General features: G+C 38.9%; 15 protein-coding genes. 12 read left to right on the top strand and 3 right to left on the bottom strand.

What is annotated here, in order from left to right; genetic code table 11:
* Positions 1–23 precede the first annotated feature (23 nt).
* From ACSBFT_RS19555 to ACSBFT_RS19540, 4 genes are all read left to right on the top strand, one after another.
* Positions 24–1037, top strand: a complete 1014-nt coding sequence (locus ACSBFT_RS19555) for a DUF4097 family beta strand repeat-containing protein (RefSeq protein ID WP_489602102.1) — start codon at positions 24–26, stop codon at positions 1035–1037.
* A gap of 335 nt (positions 1038–1372) precedes the next feature.
* On the top strand, positions 1373–3790 hold the full coding sequence (locus tag ACSBFT_RS19550; protein WP_489602101.1) for an ABC transporter permease: 2418 nt from the start codon (positions 1373–1375) through the stop codon (positions 3788–3790).
* A 95-nt stretch (positions 3791–3885) separates the two neighbouring features.
* The gene (locus tag ACSBFT_RS19545) at positions 3886–4392 is read left to right on the top strand and encodes a hypothetical protein (RefSeq protein WP_489602100.1); all 507 of its coding nucleotides are present in this window, start codon (positions 3886–3888) and stop codon (positions 4390–4392) included.
* Between the two features lie 546 nt (positions 4393–4938).
* Positions 4939–5820, top strand: coding sequence for a PIG-L family deacetylase (locus ACSBFT_RS19540; protein ID WP_489602099.1), 882 nt, complete (start codon positions 4939–4941; stop codon positions 5818–5820).
* Between the two features lie 88 nt (positions 5821–5908).
* Here ACSBFT_RS19540 and ACSBFT_RS19535 read toward each other — a convergent pair whose 3' ends face one another.
* Positions 5909–6871 carry a nucleoside hydrolase gene (locus ACSBFT_RS19535; RefSeq protein WP_489602098.1) on the bottom strand — a complete coding sequence of 321 codons (963 nt, stop codon included), beginning with the start codon at positions 6869–6871 and terminating at the stop codon, positions 5909–5911.
* 513 nt (positions 6872–7384) lie between these two features.
* Here ACSBFT_RS19535 and ACSBFT_RS19530 point away from each other — a divergent pair.
* The 3 genes from ACSBFT_RS19530 to ACSBFT_RS19520 all read left to right on the top strand — a co-directional run bounded on the left by ACSBFT_RS19530 (position 7385) and on the right by ACSBFT_RS19520 (position 11832).
* Complete coding sequence (locus ACSBFT_RS19530) at positions 7385–8047, top strand: ABC transporter ATP-binding protein (protein WP_463047142.1); 663 nt, start codon at positions 7385–7387, stop codon at positions 8045–8047.
* A 24-nt stretch (positions 8048–8071) separates the two neighbouring features.
* Positions 8072–9370 carry a TolC family protein gene (locus ACSBFT_RS19525; protein WP_489602097.1) on the top strand — a complete coding sequence of 433 codons (1299 nt, stop codon included), beginning with the start codon at positions 8072–8074 and terminating at the stop codon, positions 9368–9370.
* Between the two features lie 134 nt (positions 9371–9504).
* Positions 9505–11832 (top strand): ABC transporter permease, encoded by a 2328-nt coding sequence (locus ACSBFT_RS19520; RefSeq protein WP_489602096.1) that lies wholly within the window; start codon positions 9505–9507, stop codon positions 11830–11832.
* A gap of 1 nt (position 11833) precedes the next feature.
* On the opposite strand, the gene ACSBFT_RS19515 is transcribed toward ACSBFT_RS19520, so the two are convergent.
* Positions 11834–12310 (bottom strand): hypothetical protein, encoded by a 477-nt coding sequence (locus tag ACSBFT_RS19515; protein ID WP_489602095.1) that lies wholly within the window; start codon positions 12308–12310, stop codon positions 11834–11836.
* A gap of 131 nt (positions 12311–12441) precedes the next feature.
* Here ACSBFT_RS19515 and ACSBFT_RS19510 point away from each other — a divergent pair, with 131 nt between their 5' ends.
* The 5 genes from ACSBFT_RS19510 (at position 12442) to ACSBFT_RS19490 (ending at position 17717) form a co-directional block, all read left to right on the top strand.
* Positions 12442–13272, top strand: a complete 831-nt coding sequence (locus ACSBFT_RS19510) for a winged helix-turn-helix domain-containing protein (protein ID WP_489602094.1) — start codon at positions 12442–12444, stop codon at positions 13270–13272.
* Positions 13273–13338: 66 nt separating this feature from the next.
* A complete protein-coding gene (locus tag ACSBFT_RS19505; RefSeq protein WP_463047137.1) occupies positions 13339–14052 on the top strand; it encodes a (Fe-S)-binding protein in 714 nt (237 codons plus the stop codon).
* Positions 14049–15413 carry a lactate utilization protein B gene (locus ACSBFT_RS19500; protein WP_489602093.1) on the top strand — a complete coding sequence of 455 codons (1365 nt, stop codon included), beginning with the start codon at positions 14049–14051 and terminating at the stop codon, positions 15411–15413. The genes ACSBFT_RS19505 and ACSBFT_RS19500 overlap by 4 nt, the downstream gene beginning before the upstream one ends.
* Positions 15410–15988, top strand: a complete 579-nt coding sequence (locus tag ACSBFT_RS19495) for a LutC/YkgG family protein (RefSeq protein ID WP_489602092.1) — start codon at positions 15410–15412, stop codon at positions 15986–15988. The genes ACSBFT_RS19500 and ACSBFT_RS19495 overlap by 4 nt, the downstream gene beginning before the upstream one ends.
* 94 nt (positions 15989–16082) lie before the next feature.
* On the top strand, positions 16083–17717 hold the full coding sequence (locus ACSBFT_RS19490; RefSeq protein WP_489602091.1) for a ribulokinase: 1635 nt from the start codon (positions 16083–16085) through the stop codon (positions 17715–17717).
* On the opposite strand, the gene ACSBFT_RS19485 is transcribed toward ACSBFT_RS19490, so the two are convergent.
* The gene (locus ACSBFT_RS19485) at positions 17714–18172 is read right to left on the bottom strand and encodes a GyrI-like domain-containing protein (RefSeq protein WP_489602090.1); all 459 of its coding nucleotides are present in this window, start codon (positions 18170–18172) and stop codon (positions 17714–17716) included. The genes ACSBFT_RS19490 and ACSBFT_RS19485 overlap by 4 nt on opposite strands.
* Between the last annotated feature and the right edge of the window lie 46 nt (positions 18173–18218).

The following is an 18218-nucleotide window of genomic DNA, read 5'->3' as shown; positions in this document are numbered from 1 at the left end:
CAAAACTATTATCAATAAAAATTATGAAAAAGCTTATCGCATTATGTTTGACAGCACTTATCAGCATGAGCACTTTTGCTCAAAAAGACCCTTTTCTAGCAAAAACCTTTAGCGGTACTGACCTAAAAAAAATAGAAGTTAATACCTCTGGAGGGAATATAGAAGTTACAGGCACCAATGCTGGAAGAACTGTAGTAGAAGTATACATTAAAGGGAATAACGGCTTCAATAGTCTCACCAATTCGGAGATTGAGGAAAGACTGAAAGATTATATTCTGGATGTCCGTAAAGAGGGTAATACCTTAATTTGTCAAGCCAAATCAACCAAACCAAATAATTGGAAGCAGGGCTTAAGTATCAGTTTCAAAATACAAACTCCCGAGCACATTGACACAGATTTACTTACCAGTGGCGGAAGCATTACGCTATCAGATCTTCATGGAAACCTTAATTTTAAAACAAGTGGAGGAAGTTTAAACCTTGCAAATTTGAGCGGTGAAATTCATGGTCGTACTTCTGGCGGAAGTATCACAGGAATTAATATGGAAGACTTAGTAGAACTTAGCACAAGCGGAGGAAGCATTACTGTAAAAAATGCAGAAGGAGACATTAAATTAAGAACCTCTGGCGGTGGCATCACGCTGGCAGACTTAAGCGGATTAATAGATGCACATACCAGTGGTGGAAGTATTAAGGCTAGCGATATAGACGGCGAGTTCATTACAGGAACTTCTGGAGGCTCTATCAGAATGGAAAGAATGACGGCCAGTATTAAGGCAAGCACCAGTGGTGGAAGCATTACGGCTGATATTTTAGAAGTAGGTGAATTCTTGGTTCTGCATACCAGTGCTGGTGGTATTAATGTAAATATGCCTATGGACAAAGGAATGAACTTGGACATAAAAGGCGGAAGGGTAACCATGGCCTACAAAAATTTTGATGGAAAATTTGATAAAAATCATGTACATGGAACCATTAATGGTGGCGGTGCAAATGTGGAAATCTCTGCCAATGCTGGGCATGTAAATATCAACTAAGACTCTATATTTTGAGATTAATAAACCCGGTTTATGCATTGGAGTATCGTAATGATTAGTTAAAGTGGAATAAATCAGACATTTAAACGAGATTAGCATAGCGGTTTACCATAAGCTAATGTCGATGAGTTCTGGTGTTTGAGTTTAAATGGGTTTACGAACTGATTTTAAGCAATTTAGCTACGCACTAGATTTCCTAATGAATAAGGCGGGATAAAAAGTGTCCGAGGCTGAACAAACGTTCGGTTTCGGACATTTTTTATTCAACAAACTCAATTTTAAATACTGATTATGAACCAGTTAACACAAATGGCATTACTTTAGCAAGGGTACTTATGAAAAGAATTGGTAATCTAATAAAATCTGAAATCATGCTAAGAAGCTATATCAAAATTGCCATAAGAACGCTAAAGCGAAACAAAGCCTACGGTTTGATTAATGTTATAGGCCTTACGCTTAGTATTACTTCTTGTATTCTCCTCTTCTCATTTATCGTTTATCATCTAGACTTTGATGGATTTCATAAAGACTCCAGTCAGATTTACAGAATAGTAACCGAACAGCAGCGAGACACTAAAACGTACCAACCTGCGGTTCCAAGTCCCTTGGGAGAAGTGGTTAGAAACCAATTTGATTTTGAAGAAGAAATTGCCCGAATAGCCACTTTCGACAAATTGCAAGTCAGTGTAAATCATGATATAAAATTTATCGAAAATGAGGGTGTGGCCTTCGCCGAACCTTCTTACTTCCGCATTTTTAATTTCCCAATGTTTAATGGGAACATAACCAAAGAGTTTGAGGAGCCCAATAAAGCTCTTATCACAGAGCGAATAGCCAAAAAGTACTTTGGAAATACGGATGTTATAGGGAAATCCATGAAAATGGATAACACCATAAACTTTACTGTGATGGGTATTTTAAAAGACTTACCTACCAACACTTTTCAAAAAACAGAGATATACCTATCCTATATTACTTTAAAAGAATACAATGATTGGTTTATAAATCCAGACTCCTGGGGAGGTATAACTTCCAGTATGCAGGCTTTTATTAAACTTAAAAATGGTGTAAACCCAACTCAGGTAGAAGCGGCCATGGCTCCTTTTCCTGCGAAGTACAGACCTTTCAGCTCAAACGTCCATACTTATAAATTGCAGCCTTTATCGGATATGCATTTCAATGCCAACTATAACGGCCCCATGCCCAAAAAGACGCTCTGGACTTTGGGAATCATAGGTCTGTTTTTGATGCTGTCGGCTTGCTTAAATTTCGTAAATTTAGCTACAGCTCAGGTGGCCAATAGACTAAAAGAAGTAGGGGTAAGAAAATCATTGGGCAGTAAAAAGCGGCAACTTTTCTGGCAATTTATGTCAGAAACCGCCATCATAGCGTTCACTTCTACTATTCTAGGCATAGTGCTGGCCTTTTTACTTCTTCCTTCTCTTAATGCTCTTTTTAATTCCACAATCAGCACTGCCATCTTTTTAGATATCAAAATAATATCCTTCATCCTTGGAGTATTTTTAATAACAACCTTGATTTCTGGTTCATATCCAGGTTTGATTCTCTCTAATTTCAAACCCATAACTGCTCTGAAAGGAAAGCTGGCTCAGGTAAGTATTGGTGGTTTTAACCTCCGCCGCTCGCTTATTGTAGTACAGTTTGTCATTTCTCAGGTTCTTATAATAGGGATGCTGGTTATTATTAAACAAATGCAGTTTAGCCAAAATGCAGACTTAGGCTTTGACAAAGAAGCACAGATTATGATACCCGTAGCTCCTGGAATGAAACCTTCAGACTTTAAAGTTTTTAAAGAAAAACTAGCAGCTATACCTTCAGTTGATGGTTCTACGGTCTGTATTGCAGCACCAAGTTCCAATAACCTTTGGGGAACCAGCATTACTTTTAAAGGAAAAGCAGAACAGGAGGCTTTCTCTATGAATGTTAAGGCAGGAGATGAAGATTATGTCAAAACTTTTGGTCTTCAAATATTGGCAGGTAGGAATATCAGTGCATCAGATACGGCCAATGAGATTTTAGTGAATGAGACTTTTATTAAAAAAATGAATTATGCCACTTCTGAAGAAATACTCGGTAAAAGAGTTTCCGTGTCTGGAATAGAAAATATTGAGATTGTGGGCGTGGTTAAGGATTTTCATGACCAATCCATGCATGGAGATATCTCCGCCTTGGGAATTGGTTCTTTCAATGATGTATTTTGGAATTTTGCGGTAAAAGTCAAGCCCTATAATATGGCTCAAACACTAAAAGAAATAGAAGCAGTGTGGACTTCTTTAAATCCAGAAGCCGTATTTACCTATGAATTTGTAGATGATTCATTAAAGAACTTTTATAAAACCGAACAAACCATTTTAAGCCTCATTCAGATTTTTACATTGATAGCCATTTTTATTGGAGCCATGGGGCTATATGGCTTGATAAGCTTTTTGGTAGAAAGAAAAACCAAAGAAATAGGGGTAAGAAAGGTACTTGGAAGTACAAGTGCAGGCATACTTTGGATGTTTGGCAAAGAATTCTCCGTTCTCCTCATCATTTCCTTCTTATTAGCCTCTCCCTTAGCGTGGTGGCTGACAAATAAGTGGCTAGAAGATTTTCAGTTCCAAATAAACATTAGCCCAGGTTTATTTCTAATAGCTCTAGGGATCTCTTCTTTGATTGCCGTTATTTCCATTAGCTTTAAATCTCTTAGGGCGGCATGGACAAATCCAGTAGAAAGCCTAAGAAGTGAATAACCGTAAAATCAGTTTTTAAATAATTCAATATTGTAATACAACTTCTTGGCACCTTTAAACATTATAGAGCTATATAAACTAATTTATTCAAACACATGAAAAAGGTATTATTGGTATTAGGTATTTTAAGTTTTATGGCTTGTAAAAACGACAATGTGGAAGCGGAGGACGCTGGCAATGTGGAATTTATTACAGCAGAACCTTTGGAGGATTTTGAATGCGTGGGCCAGCAAGTGGAAGACAACCTGCCTACCATAGAAAACGCTAGAACTATCATAGTGGGAAAATGGCAGTTGAAAGGAATGATCACCATGATACCTACCGTAGAGGTTCCAAATATCCAGATTGAGTTTAAAGAAGACGGTGGTGTATTTGTAACGCAGGCTGGGAAAAATATTTTCACAAATGCATATAGCATCAATGATAATGTTTCAGATGATGGCTACCGTTCCATCGTAATCACCACAGACGATTTTGGTACCGATCTTAATGAGAACAACTTCATCAGAGGAAACATCAGAATTTGTGAAAACGAATTGATGATTGACAACGGTATCGCGTTTGATGCCCCGGGTTATTTGCTTCGTAGAATTGAAGAGTAAAAAAAGCGATGTTTTAAAAAGCCGCTGGGAGAGAAATTCTTCCAGCGGCTTTTTTTAGTAAAAGTCAGCTGGTTCTTTCCCTTAACCTTACATCCAAGATTCCGTTTTGAGTCCACTTATTTTAGAGACAGAAATCCCCTTTCTAAAGTCTCTTCGGCTGAATTTATCAAGCGTTTGGAAATAGTGTGAAAACATTTTATTTCAGACCCCGTTCGTTTCATAATAAGCCCATTGCGTTTCAGCTTTTTTAGTGGATGCATTTGTATTCATCAGAAGCACAGCAAGGAAAAACATTCCTTATTAAATACTTGGCGTAAAAGTATTTGTCTGCTTGCCGTATGCTAGTGGCACAAAGTATAATCAGCTACAAACTTGTAAGAATCATGCCCACTTTCTGAAGCTGCAGAAATCCGACACCCGTTTCTGAGGAAACTGAAAACTATTAGCTCATTTATAGTTATTCTTGAACAGCATGTTTTTAACTAATTCATTATATTTATTAAGCGTAAAAAATATAAACCATTCCGGTTACTTTATCTTTTCATTATGAAAGCATTTGCTACATTTCTTTGGGTTTTCTTTTTTTCAATTTCTTCATTTTCCCAAGGTCCCAAAGTTCTAATTGTTACCGCTCACCCAGACGACGAAACGATGTTTCCAGCTACTATTTTTAAAATAACAAGAGAACTTAAGGGCACTGTAGACTTAGCTCTTATTACTGATGCTTCTGGAGGATATAATGGGTTAGTGGCTTCGACGTATTATAATAAAAACCTTACGGATTCGGCTACAGGTAGGGCCGAACTGCCTTTGTTACGCAAGAAAGAATTGTTGTGTGCAGGTGAGGTTATGGGCATTAGAAATTTTTTCTTTTTTGACCAGCTGGATGATTTTTATCAAATAGATCCCAAACCCTTTTTTGAAGGAAAGCGTTGGGATATGGCTTTTTGCGAGGAGAAATTAAATAAAATATTAGAAGAAGGCCAATACGATTTTGTTTTTTGTTTAGTACCTAGTGCCGAGCAACATGCACATCATAAAACGGCAAGTATTTTGGCAATTAGAGGAGTTGGAAACTTAAAATCACCTAAAAAACCTATCGTCTTGGGAGGAAGGGCATTAAATAAAAACTACACCTATAAATATGATGTGTTAGCGGGTTTTCCTGAGACTAAAATTTCAGAAAAAGCACCTGTTTTTTACTTCGACAGATCATTTGGCTTTGGAGAAAATAACAGTCACAGCTACATGATTGTGGCCGACTGGGTAAAGTCATGCCATAAGTCCCAAAGTGGCGATATGAATAGTTCCATGCATCGTGGAGAGTTGGAAACGTTTTGGTATTTCGATATCAATTCTGAAGCTGGAATAGTACCCACAGCCCAGCTTTTCGAAAGTTTGAGAAACGCCGGTTTTCGAACAAAATAACATCCAAAAGCTGGATCAAAGGTTATTTATTAAATTATAGAAGTGAACCGATATCATTTTACATCAAGCCTAGGGCATTTCAGCCACTCTATTTCAATCTACTTTTCAAAAGCTTCACCAACCTTGCATTATCTGCCTCAAGCATTACATTAACAGCAGGCCTTCCACGCCATGGCTCTGAAGCTGGTCTGGCTAAAGCTTCTTCATCGCCAATAAATGCCCAAGTTTTCCCTAAACTAAGCCCGTCTTGAGTCTCTACCCTCACAGGATACTTTTCCCCCGAAAAAATGGAGGGATCTATCAAATAAGCTATCACAGAAGGGTCATGCAGAAACGAGCCGTCAATTTTATTATTGGTGGTATTAAACTTCTCATAAAAAACATAGGCATCACACACCATCTTGTTCAACACCGAATCGGAAGCCACTCGTATCTCCCGAGCATCCTTACTTGTTAATAAAGTAGACTCCGTTACATCCAAACCAATCATGGTGACTGGCCAGCTGGCACCAAAAACTAAGTCTGCGGCTTCTGGGTCATTTAAAATATTGGCCTCCCCTGATGGTGAAGCGTTTCCTGGAGCAAAAGCATTTCCTCCCATAACCACCACTTCTTTTACCAGTTCTACTATTTCAGGAGCTTTTTTCAATGCCAAAGCAATATTGGTTAAAGGCCCCAAAGGAACCAATATGATTTCATTTGGGTATTTTTTAACCTGTTCAATAATAAAATCTTCCGCCGAAAGGCTTATAGGTTTCAAACTACTTTCTAGGCGAAAAATATTACCCAAACCATCATCTCCATGAACAAAAGCCACTCCGCCCCCAAAAGGTCTATTTAATGGTTTGGCAGCACCCTTAGCTACAGGAATATTACCTCTGCCTGCCGCCTCTAAAAGTTTTAATGCATTTCCAGTAGTCAACTCCAAATTCACGTTTCCATAAACGGTGGTCAGCCCAATCACGTCTAACTCAGGTGAGTTTAGTGCAAACTGTATGGCCATGGCGTCGTCTACTCCTGGATCCGTATCGATGATTATTTTTTGCGGCATTTTAATTCGTTTGTGATGATTCTCCTTTAGAGATTCGAATTTACTTGGTTTTTCTATATTTCGCTGTTCGTCACCGAACGAGAGCGTTCGCTTTCGGACACATTTTTTACTCCAAAACAGCGTAATACTCTATTAACGTGTTAATTATAATTATTGGCATTATTTAAGAACATTAAATGGCAGAAGAGAAAAACTTTGCGGTCATTCTCCAACACAAATTATGAAAAAGTATAACACTTGTTTTTATTTAAGAGAGTTCTGAACTTATAACACTGTCAGTCCGAGCGACAGACAAGGACTTGTTATAGATTCGATGGGTTAATTTAGAATAGGTAAGACTATTCTCCCCGTCTGCCGATTTATCCGCCGTTAGGAGGACAGGCAGGGACTTCGCTAGAACTGACAGGGCAGATTTTACTCGAACTGACAGGGTTAAATAAATTTAAGGACATTTCGAGTTCGCTCGATGTAACAATAGAAAACAATATCAAGCTCATGGCTCAAAGCAAATAAATGATAAAACTAAATAACATATCAAAATACTATCCAGCTGGTTTTGGAAAGACCTACGTGCTCCGAAACATCAATGTTGAAGTAAAAGAAGGTGAATTCGTTTCCATCATGGGACCATCAGGTTCTGGAAAATCTACACTGCTGCATATTCTAGGGCTCTTAGAAGAAGCCTCTGAAGGAGAATATCTTTTTATGGATACACCCGTTCAGAAATTAAAAGAAAAACAAAGAACAGAACTCCATAGAAACGCCATCGGCTTCGTTTTTCAAGCCTACCATTTGATTGACGAACTAACCGTTTATGAGAACATTGAAACGCCATTGCTGTATAAAGGAATCTCTGGTTCTGAGCGTAAAAGCAAAGTGGCCGACATTCTAGACCGTTTTAACATTGTTGCTAAAAAAGACCTTTTCCCGAGTCAGCTGTCGGGTGGCCAGCAGCAGTTAGTGGGTGTTGCCAGAGCTTTGGTAACAGAGCCAAAAGTCATTTTTGCAGATGAGCCTACAGGAAACCTTCACTCCGAACAAGCGGACGACATTATGAAAGTTTTTAAAGAATTAAACGAAAAAGACGGTGTCACCATCATTCAGGTAACGCACTCCGAAAAAAACGCCGAATACGGCAATAGAGTTATAAGACTTAAAGACGGCTGGGTAGATTAATAAAACAGTTCACAGATTAGAAATATGAAATTTTATATAACCCTCTTTTTCAGCCTTGCCATCGGCATAGCTAGTGCCCAAAGCATTTCCTTAAAAGAGTGCATAGCATTAGGTTTAAAAAACCATCCAGATTATCAAACAGGCGTTTTAACGGCAGAAGCTGCCAATGCCAGTTTATCCGAAGCCAAAAGTTTAAGATTCCCTACTATGGGTGTGGATGTTTACCAAAGTACCAATACCGGTAGAAGTATTGATAGGTTCACAAACAATTATATCAATGACCTATATAACAGTACATATGCCCAAGCAAGGCTAACTCAACCTCTTTTCCAAGGTTTTAGAATCCAAAGCACTATTCGTCAAAACGAACTGTTGGTAGAATCAGAAAAACTTAACTTAGCGTCTACCCAAAACCAATTGACTATCAGAATTATTCAGGCATATTTGAATGTTTTGGCAAGTCAGGAACTCTTTGCCATTGCTCAAAATCAAGTACTAACTTCTCAAACCCAGCTGGACCAAATAAGCATAAGAGTTAGTGCGGGTGTCTTAGGAAAAACAGAAGAATTACAAATCAAAACACAAGTAGCCAATGACCAATTTTCAGAAATCACAGCCTCTGGGAATTTAAGAGCCGCACGTTTAGATTTGTTTCAATTAATGAATGCCAATCTCGCTTCAAACACACAATTTGAAACGCTGAATGCAGAGATTGTTGCTAAAAAATATGGTAATGAACTAGCGGAGAACGCTCTTTCAAATCTACCAGAAGTTAAAGCGGCAGACTTTGAGATAAGAAGCTTCGATAGCCGAATTAAAGCAATAAAAGGCAGTAAACTTCCAAGTCTAAGCTTTTTGGCAGACTGGAATACCTTTTACGCATCTTCAAATCCTGAACAAGAATTTTTTGAGCAAATAAACGGCTCTCGGAATGCTTCTTTTTCATTAGGTTTAAGTATCCCGATTTTAGGAAGACTACAAACTAACCCAAGGATTCAATCTGCCTCTATTCAAAAAAGAATAGCACAGAACAATTTGGCCGCTACCAAACTTCAGGTAAATCAGGCCGTGCAAACCGCCATTCAAAATTATGAGCTAGCCTTTGAAAGATACGTCAACGCACTTTCTCAGGTGGCCATAAATCAAGAAAATATAGACGCTATTCAGGCTCAAATAAATGCCGGAACTTTGAATTCCATAGAGTTTATTTTGGCTAAGACCAATTTCGACCGAGCAAATTCGAATTTAGTTCAAGCCAAATATGCTTTCTTGCTTCAAGAGAAAATTTTGAAGTTTTATGAGAATGGAGCCTGGGATTTATAAAAAACGGCCATAAGAAAAGTTAAAAACGTTAAAAGTCAAGGGTATCTACTCTTGGCTTTTTACTTTTATTTATGCTCCAAAACTACTTCAAAACAGCCTGGCGAAATCTAATTAGAAAACGCTATTTTTCATTCATGATGCTTACAAGTCTTTCGATAGGCTTAGCGTTTTCATTCATTATTGGCAGTTATGTTTGGTCTGAGTTACAAGTCAATCAAAACCTTAGCAACATAGACCGCCAGTTCCTACTAAAAAGCGAATGGAAACAAGAAGGAAGGTCTCCAGACTTTGTGAGTCCTGCTCCTTTGGCGGAAGCCTTAAAAAACCAATACCCCCATTTGGTGGCAAATGCCTATACCTATGATGGCGTAGGTGTTACTTTTCAGCATGAAGATATTGTCCATACGGAGTCCGTACAGCTTGGCGATAATATTTTAGAAATGTATGGTTTAGGGCTAAGTCAAGGAAATCCAAAAACAGCATTGAAAGACCCTTACAGCATGGTCATTTCTGAGAAAATGGCTTTAAAGTACTTTGGAAAAACCGATGTACTAAACCAAACCCTGGAGGTAGAATCTTTCAGCGGAGAAAGAAGACCATTTAGAATTTCAGGCGTTTTAGCAAAAGCACCCTTTAACTCCGTTTTACAATTAATAAATGAAGAGCTTCCTGTTTTAATGTCAAAAGAATGCTTGCGTTACTTTGGCAGATTTGAAAGCATAAATCAATGGCAAAATCTGTTTGCTGTCAATAACATCGAACTGGCCGAAGGTGTTTCTCCCGCACAATTAGAAAGGCCAATTAAAGACTTATTGCAAGCAAACACATCAGCAGATATATCGGAGAATTTAAGCATAAAACTAGCCGATTATAAAACCCTGTATTTGACAGATAAAAACGGTTTTGTACAAAAAAACGTCAACACCTTATTGGCAATAGCTTTGGTCATGTTACTCATTGGCATTATAAACTTTGTCAACATTTCGCTGGGTGCTTCTTCCAATAGATTAAAAGAAATTGGCATTAGAAAAACACTGGGTAGCAACAAAAAACAACTCGTCTTTCAGCTGATTTTAGAAAGCTGCCTACTTTCCTTTATCGCTTTTGTAATCGGACTTATCATTTACCAATCTGGCAGAAATTACTACTCAGAAATATTGGGTAAACCACTAGTTTCTTTGTTCCAAATCAATATCGCGTTCTTTGGTTTTGCATTCTTATTTAGTTTACTCATTGGCATTTTAGCCACACTTTTCCCTGCCTTAATTGTGTCCAAACTACATGTGGTTTTAGCTGTCAAAAACCGTTTCCAAAGCATTTCTGGGCAAACCAATTTGAGACGATTTCTAATTGGCGTTCAGTTTGCCATGGCTTTGTTTGTAGGTTTTGGAGCCTTGGTGGTAGACCAACAAAACAATTACTTCTTTGAAAAAGACTTGGGTTTTAGCCAGCAACAGATGGTCTATTTGACAATGCCTAGAGACTGGTCGCCAATAGGCATCTCTAAAATGAAAACCATTCGGACAGAATTTGAAAGTCTTCCAGAAGTAGAAAAAGGAAGCATCTCTTTCGAAATTCCTGATGGAAAATCAGGCATGAGAACTGGAATAAAAAATGGAGAGTCTCCGCAAGTGTTTGCTGAAATTTTACAAACAGACGAAGCCTATTCCGACGCCTATAACTTAAAACTATTGGCTGGGAGGTATCATAATGCAGGAAGTGAACCAAACAACCATATTGTCATTAATCAAACCACCGCTAAAAGCTTAGGTTTTGACACTCCTGAGAGTGCACTAAACCAAACAATTTATTTAGAAACCTTTCAAGGTGATTTTGAAATCATAGGCGTTCTTTCTGACTTTCACTTCGCCAGTTTCCATCAAAAAATTGGCCCACTCGTTTTCACGAATATCAATAATTCCAACATCTACCGATACCTTTCTTTACGTCTAGGTGCTTCAGATTTTGGCGAAGCTAAAAAAGCCATCGAAACCAAATGGCAAAGCATTTTCCCTAATTCTCCTTTCATTTACCAAAGCCAAGAAGCTAATCTAACTAACCTCTACAGCTCCGAAATTCGCCTAAAAAAAGCGTCTCGCTTGGCCACCATTTTAGCTCTTATCTTAGTTAGTCTTGGTGTGCTTGGTACACTTTCTTTAAATGTGTCTAAAAGGTTAAAAGAGCTTAGCCTGAGAAGAGTACTTGGAGCAAATTTCGTTTCTGTAAATTGGCTGCTCATAAAAGAATTCGTGTTCATTCTTCTGGTGGCATTATCCTTAACCATTCCATTCACTTATTATTTATTGGGCGATTGGCTTCAAAACTATGCTTTCCGCATTTCCATGCCTGAGCAGAGTTTTGTGCTTGTGGTCATTTGCTTTTTGAGCATCATTATAAGCTTGGCTGTTTTTCAAATCAACAAAGCATTAAGACTAAACCCTGTGGAGCATTTGAAAGAATAAATCAGGGAATCAGATTCAATATTCTTTTGGCTTTATAATGTTCCTTTTTTACGGGTCTTATAATTAACTCGTCGTTTACCTTGGCATATTTAAATATCTCAGAAATTTCGACCACATAAAACTGCTTGTCAAACAACGGAACAGAAGAGGGATAAATAATTACGCCGTCTCTTCTTAAACTCACCTTAAACAGAATTTCTGTTCTATCACCTGATTCTGGATTACCTCTAACCACCGTTAATTTTCCATGCGAACGCAAATTGAAGTCATTATAATCTAGCGGCTTTTCGTTTATAAGAATGGGATTGGTATAAAAGGGCTCGTCTTTGCCCAATTCATTTCTTTCCATTTCGTTATCTCTTTGAATAAGCCATTTCTTATCTCCTTTGATTATGGAATCCCAATCTTGAGCATTTGAAACAAAAGAAACCGACAGAAAAACCAACACCACAGCTCCTACTTTCATAATTTTATTCATTCGCTTTTTTGATAAAAGTACCGGTGTGAAGAAGTGTAGAGGCAATTTATACTGTAAAAATATATGTAAAAAAGTGTAAAATAGGCTTTTACAAAATGTTACTCGCCAAGCAAAGCTTTACCTTTAGGCAAATGAAACTTTTCAAAAACATTCTTCTTATTCTAAGCCTTTTCGCTACGCCTTCTTTTGGCCAACAAGCCTCTTTTGACGATGCCAAAACAGAGGTAGTCATGAGAATGATAGGCTATCAGGTATTACTTCAAAACGCTGACACCACCACACGTGTTTTACCCATCATAAAGTTAGCTGACGCTCAATATCAAATTCATTTCAATGGCCCTATCCGTCTGAATCCTGACTCCTTGGTCAATATTGTAAAAAGGCAAATGGACGCCAACAGCATAGAAATATCTTATATAGTAAGCGTAAAGGAATGTTTAATTCAAGAGACTTTATTTTCCTATGCCATTCTGCAAAAAGGACAGGAAGAAATAGTCCCTTGTAAAGACAGGCCCCTGGCTCCAGACTGCTACTTTATAGAAATCAGTTTTGACAAAGAATCCAAAGCAGATTGGACAATTGTTTCTGTCCTATTATTCATAATTGCTTCTTTAACGCTCTATTTCACTTTTAGAAAAAGGAGCACTAGCCCCTCTGATAACTTATTAAAAATAGGCAAATATGAATTTGACACGGCCAATCGATGCTTGCAAATAGGAGAGCAAAAAATCAAATTGACCTATAAAGAAACCCAAATTCTGAGCATTTTGGCAGACAGCCCTAATCAACTGATTGAAAGAAATCGTATTCAAAAAGAAGTATGGGAAGACGAGGGTGTAATAGTAGGCCGCAGCCTTGATATGTACATTTCAAAACTCCGTAAAAAGCTCGCAAAAGACCCAAATATTTCTATTTCTAATAAGCACAGTATAGGTTACGAACTTGCGGTTAAAACGGCGTAGTCCTTGCACCGTACCCATCTATGATGTAACTATGCTATACAATTGACAATAATCCTGTAGGAAATCTTGAAAGTATCTCTTTTTATACCCTGTTATATTGACCAGTTATATCCTCAAACTGGCGTAGCGACCCTAAATCTTCTAGAAAAATTTGGCTGCGAGGTGGTTTTTCACCAAAGTCAAACTTGCTGCGGACAGCCTATGGCAAACTCTGGTTTTCAGCATTTGACCACAAAACTAGATGGATTGAATCAAAACCTCTTTGGAGATTCTGAATATGTCGTCTGTCCTTCGGGAAGCTGCACTTTGCATCTGAAAGAACATGTTTTAGGTACACAAACAAAGATTTACGAGCTCTGCGAGTTTCTTACAGACGTACTAAAAGTGGAAAGTTTAACATCTAGTTTTCCTTTCAAAGTTGGCTTACACCAAAGTTGTCACGGACTTCGTGGATTGCATTTGGCCAAAAGCTCTGAACTGGTAGCAGAGCCATTTTCAAAACTAGAACCCCTACTGAAGATGGTAGATGGCTTAGAACTCTCCTACCCCGAAAAAGTAGATGAGTGCTGCGGTTTTGGAGGAACGTTTTGCGTAAGTGAAGAAGCCGTTTCTGCTAAAATGGGTCAAGATAAAGCAGCAGAATTTGAAGCCGACGAAGTGGATTATATTACCAGTGCAGATATGTCTTGCTTGATGCACATTGATGGCATATTGAAAAGAAAGAAATCAAATATTAAGGTGATTCACATTGCTGAAATTTTAAACGGTTTAGCATCATGAGTGAAGGAAAGCACGCCAGTTTAGCAGAAAAACTAACCAACGACACAGACAGAACCGATTGGCATAATAAGTCTATTTGGGGCGTTAGAAAAAAAAGAGATGTAGCCGCTTTCGGTATTCCTGATTGGGAATTACTGAGAGAAACAGCATCTAATATCAAAGACTATGTTCTTGACAACCTCCACGATTTACTGATAGCGTTTGAGCAAAATGCCACCAAAAATGGCATTCAAGTCCACTGGGCTGCCGATGCCGAAGAGCATAATGCCATAGTTCATGGAATCTTGGCAAAACACAATGTTAAGAAAATAGTAAAGAGCAAGTCCATGCTCACAGAAGAGTGCGGACTGAACCCCCATTTAGAGAAAAACGGCATTACGGTTATTGATACCGACCTGGGCGAAAGAATAATTCAACTTCGAAATGAGCATCCCAGTCATATTGTGATGCCAGCCATTCACCTGAAAAGAGAAGAAATTAGCGATACTTTTCATGAGTCGTGGGGTACAGAAAAAGGAAACTTTGACCCCAAATATTTAGCCGGAGCAGCAAGAGAAAGCCTACGCCAAGACTTTTTAACGGCGGATGCCGCTCTTACAGGAGTAAATTTTGCGATAGCCGAAACAGGCGAATACGTGGTATGTACCAATGAAGGGAACGCCGACATGGGAGCACATTTAGCACCTGTTCAGATTTCCTGCATGGGTTTAGAAAAGATAATTCCTAAAAGAGAACATCTAAGTGTAATGCTTCGTTTGTTAGCAAGAAGTAGCACTGGGCAACCGATAACGGCTTATTCGAGTCATTTCAAAAAGCCAAGAGAAGGTCAAGAAGTGCATTTGGTTTTGGTAGATAATGGGAGAAGTAGGCACATCCAATTGCCTAAATTTAAAGCTGGCTTAAAGTGTATTAGATGTGCGGCATGTATGAATACCTGTCCGGTTTACAGAAGAAGCGGCGGACACTCTTACCATGTGACCGTTCCTGGGCCTATTGGTTCTATTTTGGCTCCTAATACAGATTTGAAAGAATATTCTGACTTGCCGTTTGCCTCTACCTTGTGTGGGGCTTGCAGCAATGTATGTCCTGTAAAAATCAACATCCATGAGCAGCTCTATGAATGGCGACAAGTCATTGGAAAAGCTGGGCATGTAGAAACTTCCAAGAAGATAGGATTGAAAGTGATGAACTTCGTTTTATCTAATCCGAAGGTGTATGATATGGGTGGAAAAATAGGAAAGAAAGTGGTGTCTCTTATACCCTATGCAGTCAATAATCCGCTGAACCCATGGTATAAAAGCAGAGAAATGCCGGACATGAACACCGAAAGTTTTAAAGATTGGTATAAGAAAAATAGATGAGCAGTAGAGACCAAATATTAGAAAGACTTAAAAGCCAAACTTCAAATCAGGAGCACGTGAGTTTGCCAGATTTTGATGTAGCATACATTGGCGACCCCGTATCAAAATTCAAAACTATCTTAGGCGAACTTTATACCGATGTCATTGAAGTAAACGCTTTAGCAGAAGTGGCTAGTTTCATTTCAGAAAGGTTTGAAGGGAAAAGAATAATCTCCAATGTTAAAATTGACGGTTTTCCTTACAGCCAAGATTGGCAAAACGAGGACCCACATACACTGGAAAATGTAGAATTTGCATTGTTTGAAGGTACGCTTGGCGTAGCAGAAAACGGAGCAATCTGGATAGCGGATGAGCAGATGGGGCAGCGAGTAGGACCTTTTATATGTCAAAGGCTAGGCATTATTGTCAAAAAAGAAAACATTGTGCCTTTAATGCAGCAAGCCTATCAAAAACTGGATAGCGGTGATTCTAGCTTCGGTACTTTTATTTCCGGACCTTCCAAAACTGCAGATATTGAACAATCCTTGGTGGTAGGAGCCCATGGCTCTAGAGAGCTTTTTGTTTTTCTAACCTAAGAAAACAGCTTATTCTTTCATTACTCTTTTATTCAAAAGGCTACGTTTCCGTTTTAAGTTTTATCTTTAAGCTTAGAATAAACAACCATTTTGAATGACCGCTAAATACACCATCGGAATAGATTTTGGCTCGGACTCTGTAAGAGCCTTGGTCGTCAATACCGCTAATGGCGAAAGCCACGGCACCTCTGTTTCCTATTATCCAAGATGGAAAGCAGGAAAATACTGTGACCCAGCCGCTTCGCAGTTTAGACAGCACCCCTTAGATTATATTGAGAGTTTAGAAACGGCTGTAAAAGGAGCATTGGCAGAAGCTGGCTCGGAGATAGCTAAAAACGTTGTCGGTATTTCTGTGGACACTACCGGCTCCACACCAGTAGCGGTTGATAGAAATGGAACACCCTTAGCTCTTTTGCCTGAATTTTCTGAAAACCCAAATGGGATGTTCATTCTCTGGAAAGACCATACGGGCAATGCTGAAGCAGAAGAAATAAATAATTTGGCTCATAACTGGACTGTAGATTACACGAAATATGTGGGAGGGATTTATTCTTCAGAATGGTTTTGGGCTAAAATTTTAAGAACCCTAAGAGTCGATGAGCAGGTAAGAGAAAAAGCCTTCTCTTGGGTAGAGCATTGCGACTGGATTTCGGCAGAGCTTACTGGAAACACAAACCCCTTAACACTAAAAAGAAGCCGATGTGCCGCAGGCCATAAAGCCATGTGGCATGATGAATTTGCTGGGCTTCCCTCAGAAAAGTTTCTTTGCACGCTAGACCCTTTATTGTCAGGACTCAGAGATAGACTTTTCTCAGAAACTTTCACTTCCGACGAATCCATGGGATTCATTTCGGCTCCATGGGCAAAAAAACTGGGTGTGCCGGAAAACGTAGTGATAGGCGTGGGTGCTTTTGATGCTCACATGGGTGGTGTGGGTGCTGAAATTGAACCTTACTCGCTGGTAAAAGTGATGGGAACTTCCACTTGTGACATGCTAGTGGCACCTACAGAAGAGGTAGGACATTTGTTAATCAAAGGAATTTGTGGACAAGTAGATGGCTCTGTATTACCCGGAATGCTTGGGATGGAAGCCGGTCAATCTGCTTTTGGTGACGTTTACGCTTGGTTTCAACGATTAATTATTGAACCTGTAAATGAGCTTATCACGGATGAAGCCATCAAAAACAAAATGGCGAATGAGCTCATACCTTATTTGGCAGAAAAAGCATCACAAATAGCCCTCACAGAGAATGACGCCATAGCACTAGATTGGTTCAATGGAAGACGAACGCCGGATGCTAATCACACCTTAAAAGGTGCTTTTACTGGCTTAAATTTAGGAAGTGATGCGGCCACCGTATTTAAGGCTTTGGTAGAAGCCACAGCCTTTGGCTCAAAAGCCATTGTTGACCGATTTATTTCCGAAGGTGTACCTATCAAACAAGTGATTGCGATTGGTGGAGTAGCCAATAAATCTTCTTTTGTGATGCAGACTTTAGCAGATGTGCTAAACATGCCGATCAAAGTGGCAGCCTCAGACCAAGCATGTGCCTTAGGTGCTGGGATGTTTGCCGCCACGGCGGCTGGTATTTACGAAAATGTAGAGGCCGCACAAAAAGCAATGGGTTCAGGATTCGATAAAGAATATCTCCCAAACCCATCAAAAACGGCTATTTATAATACCCTTTACGATAAATACCAAGTCTTAGGTCAATTTGTAGAAGGCTAGTTTAACGCCACAAAAATATCAACCTCGGCATCGAATCGATTTTGTGATTTTGCACCATAGACTTCAAAGTCTGTGGTGTATCTTCTATCTACGTCGGTTTTCCATATTTCCATCCATGCGTCTCCAACAACCCCTTGTTCCAAATTGCCTTTTGCCGTAAACTTAGTGTAAGCTCCTCCTCCTATTTCTAAACCTTTCATTCCTTCAGGAATTTCATCCAAACTACTTACTTCACAGGCCAAAACGGTCGTATAAGGTTTTGTAAAATCACCTTCATATTCTGTGTAAATAGCATAAATTTCGGTTCCTATTAAATTGGGGATTTTCGACATGATTTCTTCCGACATAAACCTGCCCCAAAGGGTCCGGATATCCGTTAAGGCTTGCTGCTCATGATTGCTTGTTCTTACCCAAATTCCCATTACTTTTTTAGATGCTAATTCTTGTTTTTGCATATGCTCTTTTCTTTTGATTCAAAGTAAAATGATAGTGGTGACATCC

The sequence above is a fragment of the Arcticibacterium sp. SM2516 genome, from assembly GCF_057914865.1.
This window is presented reverse-complemented; position numbering and strand designations above follow the sequence as displayed.